The sequence below is a fragment of the Mycobacterium sp. 1245805.9 genome (genome assembly GCF_001672915.1).
GTDB lineage: Bacteria > Actinomycetota > Actinomycetes > Mycobacteriales > Mycobacteriaceae > Mycobacterium.
Map to the genome: position 1 here is coordinate 21,102 of NZ_LZKR01000226.1, position 16,113 is coordinate 37,214.

Annotated in this window: 16 protein-coding genes; 10 read left to right on the forward strand and 6 right to left on the reverse strand. The window is 68.3% G+C overall.

The features are described from left to right. Positions 1–36: 36 nt before the first annotated feature. The 3 genes from A9X00_RS29185 to A9X00_RS29195 all read left to right on the forward strand — a co-directional run bounded on the left by A9X00_RS29185 (position 37) and on the right by A9X00_RS29195 (position 3,821). Positions 37–1,521: an aldehyde dehydrogenase family protein gene (locus A9X00_RS29185; protein WP_067161919.1), complete on the forward strand. Its 1,485-nt coding sequence runs from the start codon at positions 37–39 to the stop codon at positions 1,519–1,521. A 243-nt stretch (positions 1,522–1,764) separates the two neighbouring features. Further along, the gene (locus A9X00_RS29190; protein WP_067161921.1) at positions 1,765–3,033 is read left to right on the forward strand and encodes a cytochrome P450; all 1,269 of its coding nucleotides are present in this window, start codon (positions 1,765–1,767) and stop codon (positions 3,031–3,033) included. Next, entirely contained in the window at positions 3,015–3,821 is an 807-nt protein-coding gene (locus A9X00_RS29195) for a lysophospholipid acyltransferase family protein (RefSeq protein WP_067161991.1), read from the forward strand. The genes A9X00_RS29190 and A9X00_RS29195 overlap by 19 nt, the downstream gene beginning before the upstream one ends. On the opposite strand, the gene A9X00_RS29200 is transcribed toward A9X00_RS29195, so the two are convergent. Continuing rightward, positions 3,818–5,224: a wax ester/triacylglycerol synthase family O-acyltransferase gene (locus A9X00_RS29200; protein ID WP_067161924.1), complete on the reverse strand. Its 1,407-nt coding sequence runs from the start codon at positions 5,222–5,224 to the stop codon at positions 3,818–3,820. The genes A9X00_RS29195 and A9X00_RS29200 overlap by 4 nt on opposite strands. A gap of 62 nt (positions 5,225–5,286) precedes the next feature. Here A9X00_RS29200 and A9X00_RS29205 point away from each other — a divergent pair, with 62 nt between their 5' ends. The 3 genes from A9X00_RS29205 to A9X00_RS29215 all read left to right on the forward strand — a co-directional run bounded on the left by A9X00_RS29205 (position 5,287) and on the right by A9X00_RS29215 (position 7,973). After that, positions 5,287–5,946: a maleylpyruvate isomerase family mycothiol-dependent enzyme gene (locus A9X00_RS29205; protein WP_067161927.1), complete on the forward strand. Its 660-nt coding sequence runs from the start codon at positions 5,287–5,289 to the stop codon at positions 5,944–5,946. 81 nt (positions 5,947–6,027) lie between these two features. After that, on the forward strand, positions 6,028–7,173 hold the full coding sequence (locus tag A9X00_RS29210; RefSeq protein WP_067161930.1) for a thiolase family protein: 1,146 nt from the start codon (positions 6,028–6,030) through the stop codon (positions 7,171–7,173). A gap of 53 nt (positions 7,174–7,226) precedes the next feature. Continuing rightward, on the forward strand, positions 7,227–7,973 hold the full coding sequence (locus A9X00_RS29215; protein WP_369830805.1) for an enoyl-CoA hydratase-related protein: 747 nt from the start codon (positions 7,227–7,229) through the stop codon (positions 7,971–7,973). Positions 7,974–8,112: 139 nt separating this feature from the next. On the opposite strand, the gene A9X00_RS29220 is transcribed toward A9X00_RS29215, so the two are convergent. Genes A9X00_RS29220 through A9X00_RS29230 form a run of 3 tightly spaced genes read right to left on the reverse strand, consistent with a single transcriptional unit; the run spans position 8,113 to position 10,735 of the window. Next, positions 8,113–9,129, reverse strand: a complete 1,017-nt coding sequence (locus tag A9X00_RS29220; protein ID WP_067161935.1) for an NAD(P)/FAD-dependent oxidoreductase — start codon at positions 9,127–9,129, stop codon at positions 8,113–8,115. Next, positions 9,126–9,626 carry an isoprenylcysteine carboxyl methyltransferase family protein gene (locus A9X00_RS29225; protein ID WP_067161938.1) on the reverse strand — a complete coding sequence of 167 codons (501 nt, stop codon included), beginning with the start codon at positions 9,624–9,626 and terminating at the stop codon, positions 9,126–9,128. The genes A9X00_RS29220 and A9X00_RS29225 overlap by 4 nt, the downstream gene beginning before the upstream one ends. A 14-nt stretch (positions 9,627–9,640) precedes the next feature. Continuing rightward, the gene (locus tag A9X00_RS29230) at positions 9,641–10,735 is read right to left on the reverse strand and encodes a type III polyketide synthase (RefSeq protein WP_067161941.1); all 1,095 of its coding nucleotides are present in this window, start codon (positions 10,733–10,735) and stop codon (positions 9,641–9,643) included. 399 nt (positions 10,736–11,134) lie between these two features. Here A9X00_RS29230 and A9X00_RS29235 point away from each other — a divergent pair, with 399 nt between their 5' ends. Both A9X00_RS29235 and A9X00_RS29240 read left to right on the forward strand, forming a co-directional pair. Beyond that, positions 11,135–12,283 carry an NAD(P)H-binding protein gene (locus tag A9X00_RS29235; protein WP_067161944.1) on the forward strand — a complete coding sequence of 383 codons (1,149 nt, stop codon included), beginning with the start codon at positions 11,135–11,137 and terminating at the stop codon, positions 12,281–12,283. Further along, the gene (locus A9X00_RS29240) at positions 12,280–13,002 is read left to right on the forward strand and encodes a CPBP family intramembrane glutamic endopeptidase (protein ID WP_067161947.1); all 723 of its coding nucleotides are present in this window, start codon (positions 12,280–12,282) and stop codon (positions 13,000–13,002) included. The genes A9X00_RS29235 and A9X00_RS29240 overlap by 4 nt, the downstream gene beginning before the upstream one ends. A 12-nt stretch (positions 13,003–13,014) precedes the next feature. Here A9X00_RS29240 and A9X00_RS29245 read toward each other — a convergent pair whose 3' ends face one another. Continuing rightward, positions 13,015–13,827 (reverse strand): enoyl-CoA hydratase, encoded by an 813-nt coding sequence (locus A9X00_RS29245; protein ID WP_067161994.1) that lies wholly within the window; start codon positions 13,825–13,827, stop codon positions 13,015–13,017. A 94-nt stretch (positions 13,828–13,921) separates the two neighbouring features. On the opposite strand from A9X00_RS29245, the gene A9X00_RS29250 reads away from it, so the two are divergent. After that, a complete protein-coding gene (locus A9X00_RS29250) occupies positions 13,922–15,004 on the forward strand; it encodes a CaiB/BaiF CoA-transferase family protein (protein ID WP_067161949.1) in 1,083 nt (360 codons plus the stop codon). Between the two features lie 42 nt (positions 15,005–15,046). Beyond that, complete coding sequence (locus A9X00_RS29255) at positions 15,047–15,799, forward strand: 3-hydroxyacyl-CoA dehydrogenase (protein ID WP_067161952.1); 753 nt, start codon at positions 15,047–15,049, stop codon at positions 15,797–15,799. A 131-nt stretch (positions 15,800–15,930) separates the two neighbouring features. Here A9X00_RS29255 and A9X00_RS32435 read toward each other — a convergent pair whose 3' ends face one another. Beyond that, positions 15,931–16,062 (reverse strand): hypothetical protein, encoded by a 132-nt coding sequence (locus A9X00_RS32435; RefSeq protein WP_142282293.1) that lies wholly within the window; start codon positions 16,060–16,062, stop codon positions 15,931–15,933. Positions 16,063–16,113: the final 51 nt, after the last annotated feature.

Genomic DNA, 16,113 nt, shown 5'->3' on the forward strand with positions numbered 1-16,113 from the left:
CGTAGCCCTTCAACGACTCAGAAGAGAGTGACAAACATGACTGAGGCTGTAAAGGTCCGTTTCGAGCCGAAGATGATGATCGACGGCAAGCTCGTCGAGGGCCAGGCGGGCACCTTCACCAACATCAACCCCGCGACCGAGGAGCCGCTCGGCGAGGTCGCGGACGCGTCGAAGGAGGACATGCACCGGGCGATCGACGCCGCGCGGCGCGCCTTCGACGAGACGGACTGGTCGACCAACAAAGAGCTGCGCAAGCGCTGCCTGTTGCAGCTGCACGAGGCGATCGAATCGGAGAAGGAGGAGCTGCGCGAGGAGCTCATCCTCGAGGTCGGCTCGCCGCGGGCGATCACCTTCGGCCCCCAGTTGGACGCCCCACTCGAAGACGGATTGAAGTACCCCGCCAGGTTGATCGACGAGTACGCCTGGGAGACCGACCTCGGTGACAAGGTGATCAGCCTGACCGGCACGCTGACCACCCGCAAGGTCTGGCGCGAACCCGTGGGCGTGGTCGGCGCGATCGTGCCGTGGAACTTCCCGTTCGAGGTCACCCTCAACAAGCTCGGCCAGGCGCTGGGCACCGGCAACACCGTGGTGCTCAAGCCGGCGCCCAACACGCCGTTCAACGCGACCCGGCTCGGCAGGCTGATTGCCGAGAAGACCGACATTCCCGCCGGCGTCGTCAACGTCGTGACGGCGTCGGATCACTTTGTCGGCGAGGAACTCACGCTGTCGCCGAAGGTCGACCTGATCTCGTTTACCGGTTCCACCGTGGTCGGCCAGCGGATCATGGAAAAGGGTGCCGCGACGATGAAGCGGCTGTTCCTGGAGCTCGGCGGCAAGTCGGCGACGATCGTCTTGGAGGACGCCGACTTCGGCGCCGCGTGCGCGATCGGCATCGCGCCCTGCATGCACGCCGGGCAGGGCTGCGCCAACCCCACCCGGATGCTGTTGCCGCGGTCCCGTTACGACGAGGGCGTCGCGATCCTCAAGAGCATCTACGAGAACGTCACGTGCGGCGATCCGCAGGATCCCGGAACCCTGTGCGGGCCGGTGATTTCGGAGGTGCAGCGCAACCGCGTGATGGGCTACATCCGCAAGGGCATCGAGGAGGGCGCCACCGCGTTGGTCGGCGGCCCGGACGCGCCCACCGGCTTCGACAAGGGATTCTATGTCAGGCCAACGCTTTTCACCGATGTCGACAATTCCATGACGATCGCGCAGGAGGAAATCTTCGGTCCCGTGCTCGCGGTCATCCCGTACGACGACGAGGAGGACGCGATCCGGATCGCCAACGACAGCAAGTACGGGCTGGCGGGCAACGTGATGTCGGGCTCGCTGGAGCGTTCGCTGGCGGTGGCCCGCCGGATCCGGGCGGGGTTCATGGGCGTCAACGGCGGTGCCCCGTACGGCGCCGACACGCCGTTTGGCGGTTACAAGTACAGCGGGGTGGGCCGCCAGAACGGCGTCGCCGGCTTCGACCAGTACACCGAGATCAAGTCGGTCGCGTACCCCGCCGGCTGAGGCAACGCGGGCCAGGGGCCCGAATGAGCGCTCATGGCGCCGAGATTGCCGTCAGGGCTGTGATCAGGCGGATCACGACCACGGCGGCAATTTCGGCGCGATCTTGCGGCGCGGTCCGTAACTGGCTGCGGCCCAACGCCGGCCCGCGTCTTGACCTAAAGTTTGTTCCGCTCTAGATTGGGTACTGCGGCGCGTGGGGAGCGTGGGTGGGGGTAATGAGGGACGACGGACGGCGATATTCCTGTGAGTGATTACGAATCGGTCGACTTCTTCACCGACGCGTCGCTGATCCCCGACCCATACCCGTATTTCGAGTATCTGCGCTCCCGCTGCCCGGTTATGTCGCGGCCCGAGCTGGGCGTGGTGGCCATCACGGGCCACGAGGAGGCCCTCGCCGTGTACAAGGACCCGGCGTTTTCCTCGTGTGTTTCGGTCGCAGGCCCGTTTTCCGGGTTGCCGTTCGAGCCCGCTGGTGACGACATCGGTGCGCTGATCGAGCAATTCCGTTCCCAGATCCCGATGAGCGAACACATCGTCACGCAGGATCCTCCCGAGCACACGCGGACCCGGGGACTGCTGAGTCGACTGCTGACGCCCAAGCGGCTCAAGGAAAATGAAGACTTCATGTGGCGGCTCGCCGATGAGCAGCTCGACGAGTTCGTGTCCCGCGGCAAGTGCGAGTTCCTCGATGATTACGCGCGACCCTTCTCCGGGTTGGTGATCGCCGACCTGCTGGGGGTGCCGCCCGAAGATCACGAGGAGTTCGGCGCCGTGTTCTCCGGCCAGGTGGTCGGCGGGATCGAGGACGATTCGCTCACACGCGCGCACAATCCGCTGGAGTACCTCGAGGGGAAGTTCACCACCCACATCACCGAGCGCCGGCGCGAGCCACGGGCCGACGTGCTGACCGAGCTGGCCAAGGCGAAGTATCCCGACGGCTCGACGCCCGAGGTCATCGACGTCGTGCGGCTCGCCACGTTCCTGTTCGCGGCGGGCCAGGAAACCACCACGAAATTGCTCAGCTTCGGCGTGCGGATGATCGCCGAACACCCCGAAATTCAAGCGTCCCTTCGCGAGGACCGCGGCAAAATACCCGCTTTCGTCGAGGAGACGCTGCGCACCGAAAGCCCGGTCAAGTGTCACTTCCGCATGGCGCGCACATCGACGTCGATCGGCGATACAAAGATTCCGGCCGGCACCACCGTGATGCTTCTGCCCGGCGCGAGCAATCGCGACGAACGAAAGTTCGTCGATCCCAACGCGTTCCGCGTCGACCGCGCGAACGTTCGCGAACACATTGCGTTCGGGCGCGGCAACCACTCCTGCCCCGGCGCTCCGCTGGCGCGCGCCGAGGGGCGAATTTCCCTCAACCGCATCCTCCACCGCATGTCGGATATCACCGTTCTCGAGGAGCGGCACGGCCCGCCGGATGCCCGCCGCTACAGCTACGAACCGACCTGGCAGATGCGTGGCCTCACCGAGCTGCACCTGGGATTCAGCCCGATAACGTGAGCCTCAGCCAGATCACCGAGTGGGACCCCCGCCTCACCGAGCGCTTGATCGGGGCGGCGGAACCGATTGCGCGGCGGTGGTTTCGCTTCGAGGTGCGCGGGCTGGACTCGCTGCCGACCGACGGCGGGGCGCTGATGGTGTCCAACCACTCGGGCGGCATGCTGACCCCCGATGTGCTGATCTTCGCCGCGGCGTTCTACCGCAGGTTCGGCTACCGTCGCCCGCTCTACACGCTCGGTCACGACGGGATGTTCGCCGGACCGCTGGCGGGCTGGCTGGCCCGACTGGGCGTCATCCGCGCCACCCCGGAGAACACCGCCGAGGCGCTCCGGTCGGGCGGCGTAGTGCTGGTGTTTCCCGGCGGGATCTACGACGCGTACCGACCGACGCTGGCCGAGAACGTGGTCGACTTCAATGGGCGCACCGGCTATGTCAGGTCCGCGATCGACGCCGGTGTGCCCATCGTGCCGGCGGTGTCCATCGGCGCGCAGGAAAGCCAGCTGTTTTTGACCCGCGGGACCTGGCTGGCCAAACGGTTGGGCCTGACGCGGTGGCGATCGGACATCCTCCCCATAACTGTGGGCGTTCCGTTCGGGCTGAGCGTGATCATGCCGCCCAACTTGCCGTTGCCGACCAAGATCGTCGCCGACGTTCTGGAACCGATCGACATCTTCGCCCAATTCGGCGACCGGCCCGACGTCGCCGACGTCGACGCGCGCGTCCGTTCGGTGATGCAGGCGGCGCTCGACCGGCTGGCCCGCGAGCGGCGCTTCCCCGTCCTGGGTTAGGGCATCGCGCCCTCAACCGCTGTAAGCTCGCCGGAAAGCCCGGCAGCGGTGCGGATTTCGGAGAACGCGCGAACCATGGCGTCGGTCACCTCGTGAGTGTCGGCGACGGTGCGGTCGTCGGCGATGACCGAGACATTGAGCTGGTCGACGTAGCTCCACACGGTGATGTTGATGCCACACGCGGGGATCAGCGGACCGGCCGAATAAATTTCGCTGACCGTGGCACCGGCGAGGTGACCCCGCACGCGGGGCCCTGCGACATTGGAGACCGGGAGGTTGAACAGTTTGTTGCGGGCGTCCCGGCGGGCCAACCATCTGAACGCTGGGGGAGCCGCGAACGGCGGCAGATAGGTGATCAACTTTTCGTACAACTCGGGGCCGAAGAGTTCGTTGTTTTCCTTGGCGATCGCCGTGGCCAGCGAGGTCAGCCGCACCCGCTCGAGCGGGTCGCCGATGTGCGTCGGCAGCGATACCGCCATGCCGCCGAGCTCGTTCCCGCTGATGCGGTCCGGAGACCTGTCCGTGCTCGCCGGCACGGAGGCCACGATCGGTCGGTCCGCGCTGCCGTCGTAGCGCAGCAGCAATTCGCGGAGCGCGCCGGCGGTCATTGCCATCACCAGGTCATTGACGGTGATCCCTAGGTGCTTGCTGGTCGCCTTCACCTGTGCCAGCGACACCGTCGCCGTCGCGAACGTCCGCGCCGGTGAGACAACGTGATTCATGAACGTCGCGGGCGCCTGCAGCAGCTTGGCGAGGTCCGGCTGCTCGCCTCGGTCGCGGGCGCGCCGCCGCACCCGGCGCGCCCCTGAAAGCGCGTCGGCGATCACCCCGGGCAGGGCGGCGAGCTGCTGCGCGTGGTCCCGCCCAGCGGCGCGGAGAAGCTCCGCCGCCGACGGCGGCACGCAGGTCGTGTCGTTGTCGCGTTCGTCCTGGGGCCCCCCGTCCAGGTCCATGACCCGGGCCAGCAGATTCGCCGACGCCACCCCGTCGGCCAGCGCATGGTGGAGCTTGCCGATGAGGGCGACCTTGTGATCGGCCATGCCCTCGGCGAAGTGGAACTCCCACAGCGGGCGGCTGCGATCCAGCGGGGTGCTGGCGATGTCGCCGATCAGCCGGTCGAGCTCGCGGCGCCCACCGGGTGCGGGCACCCGCACTTGCCGCAGATGGTAGTCGAGGTCGACTTCGCAGTTCTCCAGCCACATCGGATGGTGCAGTCGCCAGGGAATGTCAACGAGCTTGTACCGCAAGGGATCCAGTCGGTGTAGCCGTCGAAGCAGCGTGTGGCGGAACACGTCGAAGGTGAAGGCGCGGTCGGCGATGATCGCCACCTTCAGGGTGTGCGTGTGCAGGTTCGGCGTCTCGCTGTACAGCAGCATCGCGTCCATGCCGTTGAGCCGCTTCACGTCCCCGCCTCGCACTTCGATGACCGCACATGGCTTGAACCAAATATATGTTCCGACCTAGTATGCTCCTGGTGCGAGTCGACCGCGAGCATGTCTTCGCCGCCGTCGCGAACGAACGACGGCAGATCGCGACCCTGATCGACGGACTGGACGATGAGCAGCTGGCAGCGCCGAGTCTGTGCGCCGGCTGGGACATCAAGACCGTGGCCGCACACCTGGTCAGCGTCTTCGTCGACAGTTTCTGGGTGTTCATGGGAACCGCCGCGCGCCGTGGCGGTATGGCCCGGGCGATCGACGAGCTGGCGCGCCGCCGCGCGCGGCTGCCGGCGGCCGACCTCGCCGCGACCCTTCGCGAGCGTGCCGATCATCCATTGAGCCCACCGCTGTTCGGGCCGCTCGACCCGCTCGCCGATATCTTGGTGCATAGCGGCGATATCAGGATTCCGCTCGACCTGCCGTTCGAGCCCGACCCGGCGCTGGCGGCGCTGGCACTGGATTTCTTGACCGGACCATGGCCCCTTGGCTTCGTGCCGCTGGGCCGGCTCTGGGGCATCTCGTTGTATGCCAACGACATTGATCGGGCGTGGGGAAGGGGAACCGAAGTCCACGGCCCGGCCGCCGCCTTGATGATGGCCGTCAGCGGGCGCCCCGCACTCCTGCACCTTCTCGGCGGCCCGGGGCTACCGCTACTAGCCCGCCGGCTGCTGTCGGGCCGGCGATAGGCCAGAAATGACCCCGCCCCTCGACCGTCCAACCCCTTGGTTGACAATCGACGCAGACCCCAAGTCAAAGGAGACACCACCATGGCTGAAGCCGTCATCGTCGAGGCCGTCCGATCCCCGCTCGGGAAGCGCAACGGCGGGCTGTCCGGTGTGCACTCGGCCGACCTGTCCGCGCAGGTCCTCAACGGGCTGGTCGACAAGGCCGGCATCGACCCCGGGCTCGTCGACGACGTCATCTGGGGCTGCGTCAGCCAGGCCGGCGAACAGGCCATCGACATCGCCCGCACCGCGGTGCTGGCGGCCGGCTGGCCCGAGACCGTCCCGGGCGTGACCGTCGACCGCCAATGCGGATCGAGCCAACAGTCCATCCATTTCGCCGCGGCCGGCGTGGTGGCCGGGCACTACGACGTCGTCGTCGCCGGCGGTGTCGAGTCGATGTCGCGGACTCCGATGGGATCGTCGCTGGCCAACGGCGGCAACCCGTACCCCCAGGCCTTCAAGGACCGCTACCACCGCACGCCGAACCAGGGCATCGGCGCCGAGATGATCGCCGAGCAGTGGGGCTTCGACCGGCTCGCGCTCGACGAGTTCTCCCTCGGATCGCACGAAAAGGCCGCCGCCGCACAGGATTCCGGCGCGTTCGATGACCAGATCGTTGGCATCAAGGACCAGGACGGCAACGTCGTGCTCAAGGACGAGGGCATCCGCCGCGGCACCCCGATGGAAAAGATGGCGTCGCTGAAGCCCGCGTTCAAGGAGGACGGCGTGATCCACGCCGGCAACTCCTCGCAGATCACCGACGGTTCGGCCGCCATCCTGTTCATGTCCGCCGAGAAGGCCAAGGAACTGGGCCTGACCCCAATTGCCAAGGTGCACACCGCGGTACTGGCCGGCGCCGACCCGGTGATCATGCTGACCGCGCCCATCCCGGCGACGCAGAAGGCGCTGAAGAAATCGGGCCTCTCGATCGGCGACATCGGGGCCTACGAGGTCAACGAGGCGTTCGCCCCCGTCCCGCTGGCGTGGCTGAAGGACATCGGCGCCGACGAGAAGAAGCTCAACCCCAACGGCGGTGCCATCGCGCTGGGCCACCCGCTCGGCGGCTCGGGGGCGCGGCTGATGACCACGCTGCTGTACCACATGCGCGACAAGGGAATTCGCTACGGCCTGCAGACGATGTGCGAGGGCGGCGGCCAGGCCAACGCCACCATCGTGGAACTGCTGTGACCGACAGCGGTAACGGCCAGCCGGGTGCGCTGGTCGAACACCGCGGCAACGTGATGGTGATAACCATCAACCGGCCGGAGGCCCGCAACGCGGTCAACGCGGCCGTCAGCATCGGCGTCGGGGATGCGCTGGAGCAGGCGCAGCACGACGCGGGAGTGCGGGCGGTGGTGATCACTGGCGCCGGGGACAAGTCGTTCTGCGCCGGCGCGGACCTCAAGGCGATCTCGCGCCGGGAGAACCTGTACCACCCCGAGCACGGCGAGTGGGGCTTCGCGGGCTACGTGCACCACTTCATCGACAAGCCGACGATCGCCGCGGTCAACGGCACCGCGCTGGGCGGTGGCACCGAACTCGCGTTGGCCAGCGACCTGGTGGTCGCCGACGAGCGCGCCACGTTCGGGTTGCCGGAGGTCAAACGCGGGCTGATCGCGGCCGCGGGCGGCGTTTTCCGGATCATGGACCAGCTGCCCCGCAAGGTGGCGATGGAACTGCTGTTGACCGGCGAGCCGATCACCGCGTCCGACGCCTTGCAATGGGGCCTGATCAACCAGGTGGTCAGCGAGGGCTCCGTCTTGGATGCCGCGCTGGCACTGGCGCGGCGGGTGACCGCCAACGCGCCGCTGTCGGTGCAGGCCAGCAAGCGCATCGCCTACGGGGTCGACGACGGCGTCATCGTCGGCGACGAACCCGGTTGGGAGCGCACCGTGCGCGAGATGCGGACCCTGATCCGATCCGAGGACGCCAAGGAAGGACCCCTGGCGTTCGCCGAGAAGCGGGAGCCGGTCTGGAAGGCCCGTTAAAGGGTCCGCGAACGCAACAGCGCCCAACCGTCGCGTCGCCGAGCGTGAAGTCATGGCGAGATTTCCGCCAATTTTTGGCCGTGGCTTCACGCTCGGCGTTGTGCGACTACACAATCCGCTCGCGCGTCAAAGGCCCGCGCTAGCGCGCGAGGGTGTTCACCGCGCGGTCGAACACGCCCGGTAGCAGGGTGCAGGCCGGGACGATGGCGCGGCGGGCCACGCGCGGCGCGCTGCCCAGCACCAGTGCCCGGGTGAGCAGCCGGTAGTTGCGGGTGACCCGGTGCCACGCGGCCTCGTACGACGACGGGGCGTCGTTGGCGATGGCGTCGACCGCCGCGGCCGCCTGCTTGACCGCGAGGCTGATGCCCTCGCCGGTCAGGGCGTCCTCGTAGCCGGCCGCGTCACCCACCAGCAGCACTCGGCCCGCGACGCGGCGGGAGACCACCTGGCGCAGCGGGCCGCAGCCGCGGGGGTGCCCGCGCTCGGCGCCGTCCAGGTGGCGGGCCAGCCAGGGGAACCACGCCAGGTCGGGTCGCCCGCCGGACAGGATCGCGACGCCGACCAGGTCCGGCTCCACCGGGGTCACGTAGGCCTCACCCCAGCGGGACCAGTGCACCTCCACGAACTCCGACCACGCCGGCACCTTGAAGTGCCACCGCACGCCGTGGCGCCGGGGCGTCCCGGCCCGGGTCTCGATGCCGACGGCGCGCCGCACCGGCGAATGCAGTCCGTCGGCCGCCACCAACCATTTGGCACGCACGCCCGCGGCCGTGACGCCGTGCGCGTCCTGCGCGACGTCGGTCACCCGGGTCCGAATCCATTCGGTGTCTTCCTCTTTGGCCCGCGCCGCGAGCGCCGCGTGCAGCGTCGTGCGCCGAACGCCGCGGCCCGGCCCGCTGCGGAACCACGCCTCCGCCCGGCGTTGTTCGTTCACGTAGGCGATCCCGCGGAAGGGCATCCCGGCCGGATCCACGCCGAGCGACGTCAGCTCGGCCAAACCGCCGGGCATCAGCCCCTCGCCGCACGCCTTGTCGATCGGGCCCTCGCGGGGCTCGGCCACGATCACCGAAAGCCCTTGGCGGCGAGCGTGTAACGCCGTGGCCAGGCCGCCGGGGGCGCCGTCGACGATCAGCAGGTCGGAGTCGTAGCCGCTCATGCGTATCCCAGGGCGGAGTTCTCCACCCGCAGCCGCACCCGCAGCAGCAGCGCGTTGGCCAGGGTGAAGACGATCGCCGTCAGCCACGCCGTGTGCACCAGCGGCAGCGCGAATCCCTCGGCCACCACGGCCACATAGTTCGGGTGGTGCAGCCAGCGGTAGGGGCCCCGGACCACCAGCGGCGCGTAGGGCAACACGATCACCCGGGTGTTCCACCGCCGGCCCAGCGTCCTGATGCACCACCAGCGCAGCCCCTGGCTGGCCGCCAGCACGGCCACCATCGGCCAGCCCAGCCACGGGATGAACGGCCGGTGCAGCGCCCAGGGTTCGATGAGGCAACCGAGCAGCAGCCCCGTGTGCAGCACGACCATCACCGGATAGTGACTCTGGCCAAACTCCTTGCCGCCCTGGGCAAAAGACCATTTCGCATTCCGTTGGGCCACCACCAGCTCGGCGAGCCGTTCGACGCCCACCGCGAGAATCAGCAAGTAATACATAGCGGTATCGCGCCCTACCAGCTCAGCAGGACGAGTTCGGCGGAAAAGCCCGGCCCCATCGCGATCATCAGCCCGATGGAGCCCGGCGGCGGTGGGTCGGCCATGGTCGCGTGGAGTATATCAAGTACCGAAACCGACGAAAGGTTTCCGTTGTCGCGCAAGGAATCTCTGGTGCGATCGAACGCGTCCGCCGGAAGGTCCAATACGTCTTCGACCGCGTCGATCACCTTCGGACCGGCGGCGTGCAGCAACCACGTCGACACGTCCGTAGTGCTCAGCCCGTGGTCGGCGAGGAAATCGCGGATGTCGTCGCCCAGGTACTTCTCGACGATGGTCGCGATCTCGACGGACAGGACGATCCGAAACCCGTTGCTGCCGATGTTCCAGCCCAACACGTCTTCGGTTTCCGGGTAGGTCCGGCTGCGGGTGGCCAGCAGCTTCGGTCCGCCCCGCACCCGGTCGGCGCCCGTCGCGACGACCACGCCGGCGGCATCACCAAAAAGGCTGGAAGCCACCAGGTTTGGGATCGAATTGTCCTCGCGCTGGACCGTCAGCGAGCACAGTTCGACCGCCAGCAGCACGGCCACCTGATCGGGGTATGCCCGCAGGTAGTCGTACACCCGCGCGAGGCCGGCCGCGCCGGCCACACAGCCAAGGCCGAACAGCGGAACGCGCTTGACGTCCTGGCGCAATCCCACCCGGGAGGCCAGCCGGGCCTCGAGTGACGGCACCGCAAGGCCGGTGACCGTCGTCGAAAACACGACGTCGACGTCCGACGGCTTGACTCTCGCCCGGTCAAGCGCCTCGAGTAGCGCCTGTTCGGCCAGGTCAAGGGCGATTTCGATGTATGTGTCGTTGGCCTCGGTGAAGCCGCTCAACTCGCCGTAGCGCGACACCGGCAGCGCGATGTTTCGGAACTCGACCCCGCTGGTCTGCGCGAACCGCCGGAACTCCGGGCCGGCGAACTCGGTCAGCGCCCCGATGGTTTCATCCTGCGAATACCGATTTGGTGGGAACTTGACTGAAACTGCTGCGACGGACGGAACCGCGTCGGCTGTGAGCGTCCTCGATCTTTGCCGTGCGGAATTACCCCCGATTATCTCCTCCATGTGGGGGTCACGTTGCTGTCGTCCGACGGGTTCAATATGTGCCGCACGCCACAGCGTTCGGCCAAGGTCAGGCATCGACGCGTTCTGTGGATGCGAGCGCCGCTAGCCTCCAAAAACGCAGGCGCACAACGGTTCTGCAATGCCACGTAGCGGATACGACGTCGAAGCCACCGGAATGATCGTTGCGCGAGTCGCGCCGTGTTGTGGCCTTTTATACCCGAGTTGAATAAACATGTTATACCCGAGTTGAATAAGCGCGGCGACGAGGCGGGCATTGTCGATGCCGGTATTGGAAATACGAAGCCATTCGTTTCACGGCGGACCATTCAAACCCCGCCATGATTGACCGTGGCGTGCGGTGGCCCCGGGCCGGCCGGCATCGTCGGTAGGGTCGGAAGCATGCGGATTCTGGTCACCGGCGCCACCGGTTATGTCGGCTCGCGCCTGGTCACAGCGCTGTTGCGGGATGGCCATCAGGTCGTGGCCGCCACCCGAAACCCGGAGCGGCTCAAGCGTTTAGGTTGGTTCGACGAGGTGGTGCCCGTCACCCTCGATGCGTCCAATCCAACATCTGTACAACAAGCGATGGACGCGGCCGGCCCGATCGACGTGCTGTATTACCTGGTGCACGCCATCGGTCAGCCCGGCTTCCGCGACGCCGACCAGGCGGCGGCCGGCCACGTCGCGGTGGCGGCCGGAGACGCCGGTGTGCGCCGCATCGTCTACCTCGGCGGCTTCGTGCCCGCCGACGAGGCGCTGTCGGAGCACCTGACCAGCCGGGCCGAGGTCGCCGAGGCCCTGACGGTCGAGGGCGGCCCGGAGCTGGTGTGGCTGGGCGCGGCGATGATCATCGGGGCCGGCTCGACGTCGTTTGAGATGATGCGCTACGTGGGCGACCGGTTCCCGCTCATCCCGATACCGAACTGGATGGACAACCCGATCGACCCGATCTCCATCCGCGATGTCCTGCACTATCTCGTCGCCGCGGCGGACCTCGATCGGGTGCCCGCGGGCGCCTACGACATCTCGGGGCCCACCACGACGTCCTACCGCGAGCTGCTCAGGAAATACGCGCGAATCTCCGGCAGGTGGCACGCCGCCGTGCCGGTCGGCAGGGTCGACACCGGGTTGGCATCGCTGGTTACCGGGGTCGCGCTGCCGGTGCCCCCGGGGCTGGCCGCGGACCTGGTCGAGTCGCTGGACCACCCGATGGTCGCGTCCGTCAGCGGCCTGCGCGACCGGGTGCCCGACCCGCCGGGCGGACTGCTCGGCGTCGAGGACGCCATCGCCCTGGCGCTGGCGGACCGGTCCGACCGCCGGCCCCGGCCCGTCAACGCCCTGACCGATCCCCACCAGCTGGCCGACAGCGACCCCGCGTGGGCCGGCGGCGACGCCCTGCGCATCCGCCGGCTCGCCCGCGCCGTCACCCCGCGCGTCGCACGGCCCACGCTGCGGCTGGTCAACCTTGTCCCCGGACCGTTGGCCGGCGCGCTGCGCACCGGCCTCGACATCATGCTCGCCCTCAACGCGAAGGTGCGCCCGGCATGACCCAGTCGACCACCCCGTATCGCGCCAGCGTCGCCGCCGAACTGCGCCGCGCCATCACCAATGTCGCTGTGCCCCATAACGAACCGCCCGGTGTGGTGCGACGCCGGCGCATCGTCGTCGCCATCACGCTGGTGATCGGCGCGGCGGTGCTCGGGTTGTCGTTGCGCCGCCACCCGGGCGACTCGAGCTTCTACTGGCTGACCCTGGCGCTGGCGGCGGTGTGGATCGTCGGCGGATTGCTTTCGGGCCCAGTGCATCTGGGCGGGATCTGCTGGCGCGGCCGCAACCAACGACCCGTCATCACGGGGACCACCGTCGGCTTGCTGCTAGGCGGCGCCTTCGTCGTCGGCGGACTGGTCGCGCGGGAGATACCGGCGGTCGCGGTCCCGATCACCCGGGTGCTGCTGTTCGCTCATCACGGGTATCTGCCGTTCATCGTGGCGATCACCGTGATCAACGGCGTGGCCGAGGAGATCTTCTTCCGCGGCGCGCTCTACACCGCGCTGGGCCGCTTCTACCCGGTTCTCGTCTCGACCCTGGTCTATACCTGCGCCACCATGGCCAGCGGGAACCCGATGCTGGGGTTCGCCGCGGTCATCCTGGGCACGGTGTGCGCGCTCGAGCGCCGGGCCAGCGGCGGGGTGCTGGCGCCGGTGCTGACTCATTTCGTGTGGGGCCTGATCATGGTGCTCGCACTGCCGCCGCTGTTCGGAGTGTGAGCGGCCGGCCCGTCAGCGGTCGGTGAAGTCGGGAGCGCGGCGCTCCTGGAAAGCCGTTGTGCCCTCTTTGAAGTCGTGCGACACCAGCAGGCGCGACTGCCCTTCGTATTCGCGCTGCAGGGCCGGGTCCAACTCGGTGAGCGTGGCCGCGTTGATCGCCTGCTTGGTCTTGGCGAACGCCACCACCGGGCCCGCCAAGAGCCTCGCGATCACCTTGCCCGCCTCGGCCTCCAACTCGTCCGCCGGATAGACGGCGGTGACCAGTCCCCAGGACAGGGCCTCGGTGGCCGGCAATCGTTCGGGCAGCAACGCCATCTGCATCGCCCGGATCCGGCCGATCGCGGCGGCGATCAACGCCGACGCGCCACCGTCGGGCATCAACCCGATCTTGGTGAAGGCAAGCATGAAAAACGCTTTGTCGGAAGCCAATACGACGTCACAGGCCAGCGCGAGGGACACGCCCACGCCGGCCGCCGGTCCCTGCACGACGGCGACCACCGGGTGCGGCACCGCGGCGATGGCCCGCACCAGCCGGTTGATCTCCAGGACGATCTCGTCGGGCGGGACGCCGCCGCTGCCCGACATGTCGTCGGCGCTGATGCCTGCCCCGGAGCAGAAGCCGCGGCCCGCCCCGCCGAGGCGCACCACCCTGACGTCGGGGTCGGTGGCCGCCCGTTCCATCGCGTCGGCGAGACCGGTGATGACCGGAATCGTCAGGGAATTCAGGCTGTCGGGGCGGTTGATGGTCACCGACAACACGCCGTCGGTCAGCGTGACGTCGAGTCCCGCGACGGGGGCGAGCGTGGCGATCCCAGAATCCGGCATGGGGCTCACCATATGTGACCGGGGTGCGCGGCCGCCGGGCGCGGCTGCGAAGATGCGACAAGACGTCAGAGCGGACGAAAGGTCGGGTGCACCAATGGCGGGACCGCTGCAGGGATTGCGTGTTGTCGAGTTGTCCGGCATCGGGCCCGGCCCGCATGCCGCGATGATCCTCGGGGACCTCGGCGCGGACGTGGTCCGCGTCGACCGGCCCTCGGGGGCGCCGGGCGGGGTCGTCAAGGACTCCATGAGCCGCAACCGGCGCGTGGTGACCGCCGACCTGAAGTCCGACGAGGGACGCGACCTGGTGCTCAGGCTGGTCGCCAAGGCCGACGTGCTGATCGAGGGCTACCGGCCCGGGGTCACCGAGCGGCTGGGGCTGGGCCCCGAGGACTGCGCGAAGGTCAACCAGCGCCTGGTCTACGCCCGCATGACCGGCTGGGGCCAGACCGGCCCGCGCAGCCAGCAGGCGGGCCACGACATCAACTACATCTCGCTGAACGGGATCCTGCACGCCATCGGGCGGGCCAACGAGCGGCCGGTGCCGCCGCTGAACTTGGTTGGCGACTTCGGCGGCGGCTCGATGTTCCTGCTGGTCGGCATCCTGTCCGCGCTGTGGGAGCGACAGAGCTCCGGCAAGGGCCAGGTCGTCGACGCCGCCATGGTCGACGGGTCCAGCGTGCTGATCCAGATGATGTGGCAGATGCGCTCGTCGGGCATGTGGACCGACGTGCGCGGGACCAACATGCTCGACGGCGGCGCGCCGTACTACGACACCTACGAGTGCGCCGATGGGCGCTACGTCGCCGTCGGCGCCATCGAGCCGCAGTTCTACGCGGCGATGCTGGCCGGGCTGGGCCTGGACGCCGCCAACCTGCCGCCGCAGAACGACGCCGCCCGCTGGCCCGAGCTGCGGGCGGTGCTGACCGAGACGTTCGCCAGCCGCGACCGCGACCACTGGGCCAAGGTGTTCGCCGACTCGGACGCCTGCGTGACGCCGGTGCTGGCCTTCGGGGAGGTGCAGACCGAGCCGCACATCACCGAGCGCAACACCTTCTACGAGGTGAACGGGGGCCTGCAGCCGTTGCCGGCGCCGCGGTTCTCCCGCACCGCACCGGACGTTCCGCGCCCGGCGGAGCCGACGGCCGACATCGAAGCGGTGCTCAGGGACTGGGTATAGTCGCCAACCAACTGGTTGGCTGGACAAGAGGGAAGGGACCGCATGGAGATCAAGGACGCCGTAGCCGTCGTCACCGGGGGAGCGTCGGGGCTGGGGCTGGCCACCACCAAGCGGCTGCTCGACGCCGGGGCGCAGGTGGTGGTGCTGGACCTGCGCGGCGAGGAGGCGGTCCGCGAACTGGGCGAGCGCGCCCGCTTCGTCGAGACCGATGTCACCGACGAGGCCGCCGTCACCAAGGCGCTCGACGTGGCCGAATCGCTTGGCCCGCTGCGCATCGACGTCAACTGCGCCGGCATCGGCAACGCCATCAAGACGCTGTCCAAGGACGGCCCCTTCCCGCTGGACGGCTTCAAGAAGGTGATCGAGGTCAACCTGATCGGCACGTTCAACGTGCTTCGCCTGGCGGCCGAGCGCATCGCCAAGACCGAACCGCTCGGTGAGGAGCGCGGCGTCATCATCAACACCGCCTCCGTCGCGGCGTTCGAGGGCCAGGTCGGCCAGGCCGCCTACTCGGCATCCAAGGGCGGGGTGGTCGGCATGACGCTGCCGATCGCCCGGGACCTGTCGCGCGAGCTCATCCGGGTGGTGACGATCGCGCCGGGGTTGTTCAAGACCCCGCTGCTGGGTTCGTTGCCCGAGGAGGCGCAGAAGTCGCTGGGCAAGCAGGTGCCGCACCCGGCCCGGCTCGGTGACCCCGACGAGTACGGGGCGCTCGCGGTGCACATCGTCGAGAACCCGATGCTCAACGGGGAAGTCATCCGCCTGGACGGCGCGATCCGCATGGCTCCGCGCTAAGGCGGTGAAACGAAAACCCCCCGCGGTGCGCGGGGGGTTTTCGTCTTAAGCAAGTATCAGTCGCTATCGACGGAACCATCGGGTGATGGCGGGTTCGGCCATCAGCAGCCGTGCTAGCACGCTCATGGCGGTCAGCTTGCCGTAGGCAGCGTGTGCTGGTCTTCGAACTGCTCGGAGGTCTCGCCTTCCACCAGCACGTCGCCGTGGTAGAGAGCCTCGAAGTCAGCCTTGATGACGTCGGCACTCGAGTCGTCGATCCACATGACTATGAGCGTATGGGCCACCTCTAAGGAATCCGTGAGTCACGATTCGGA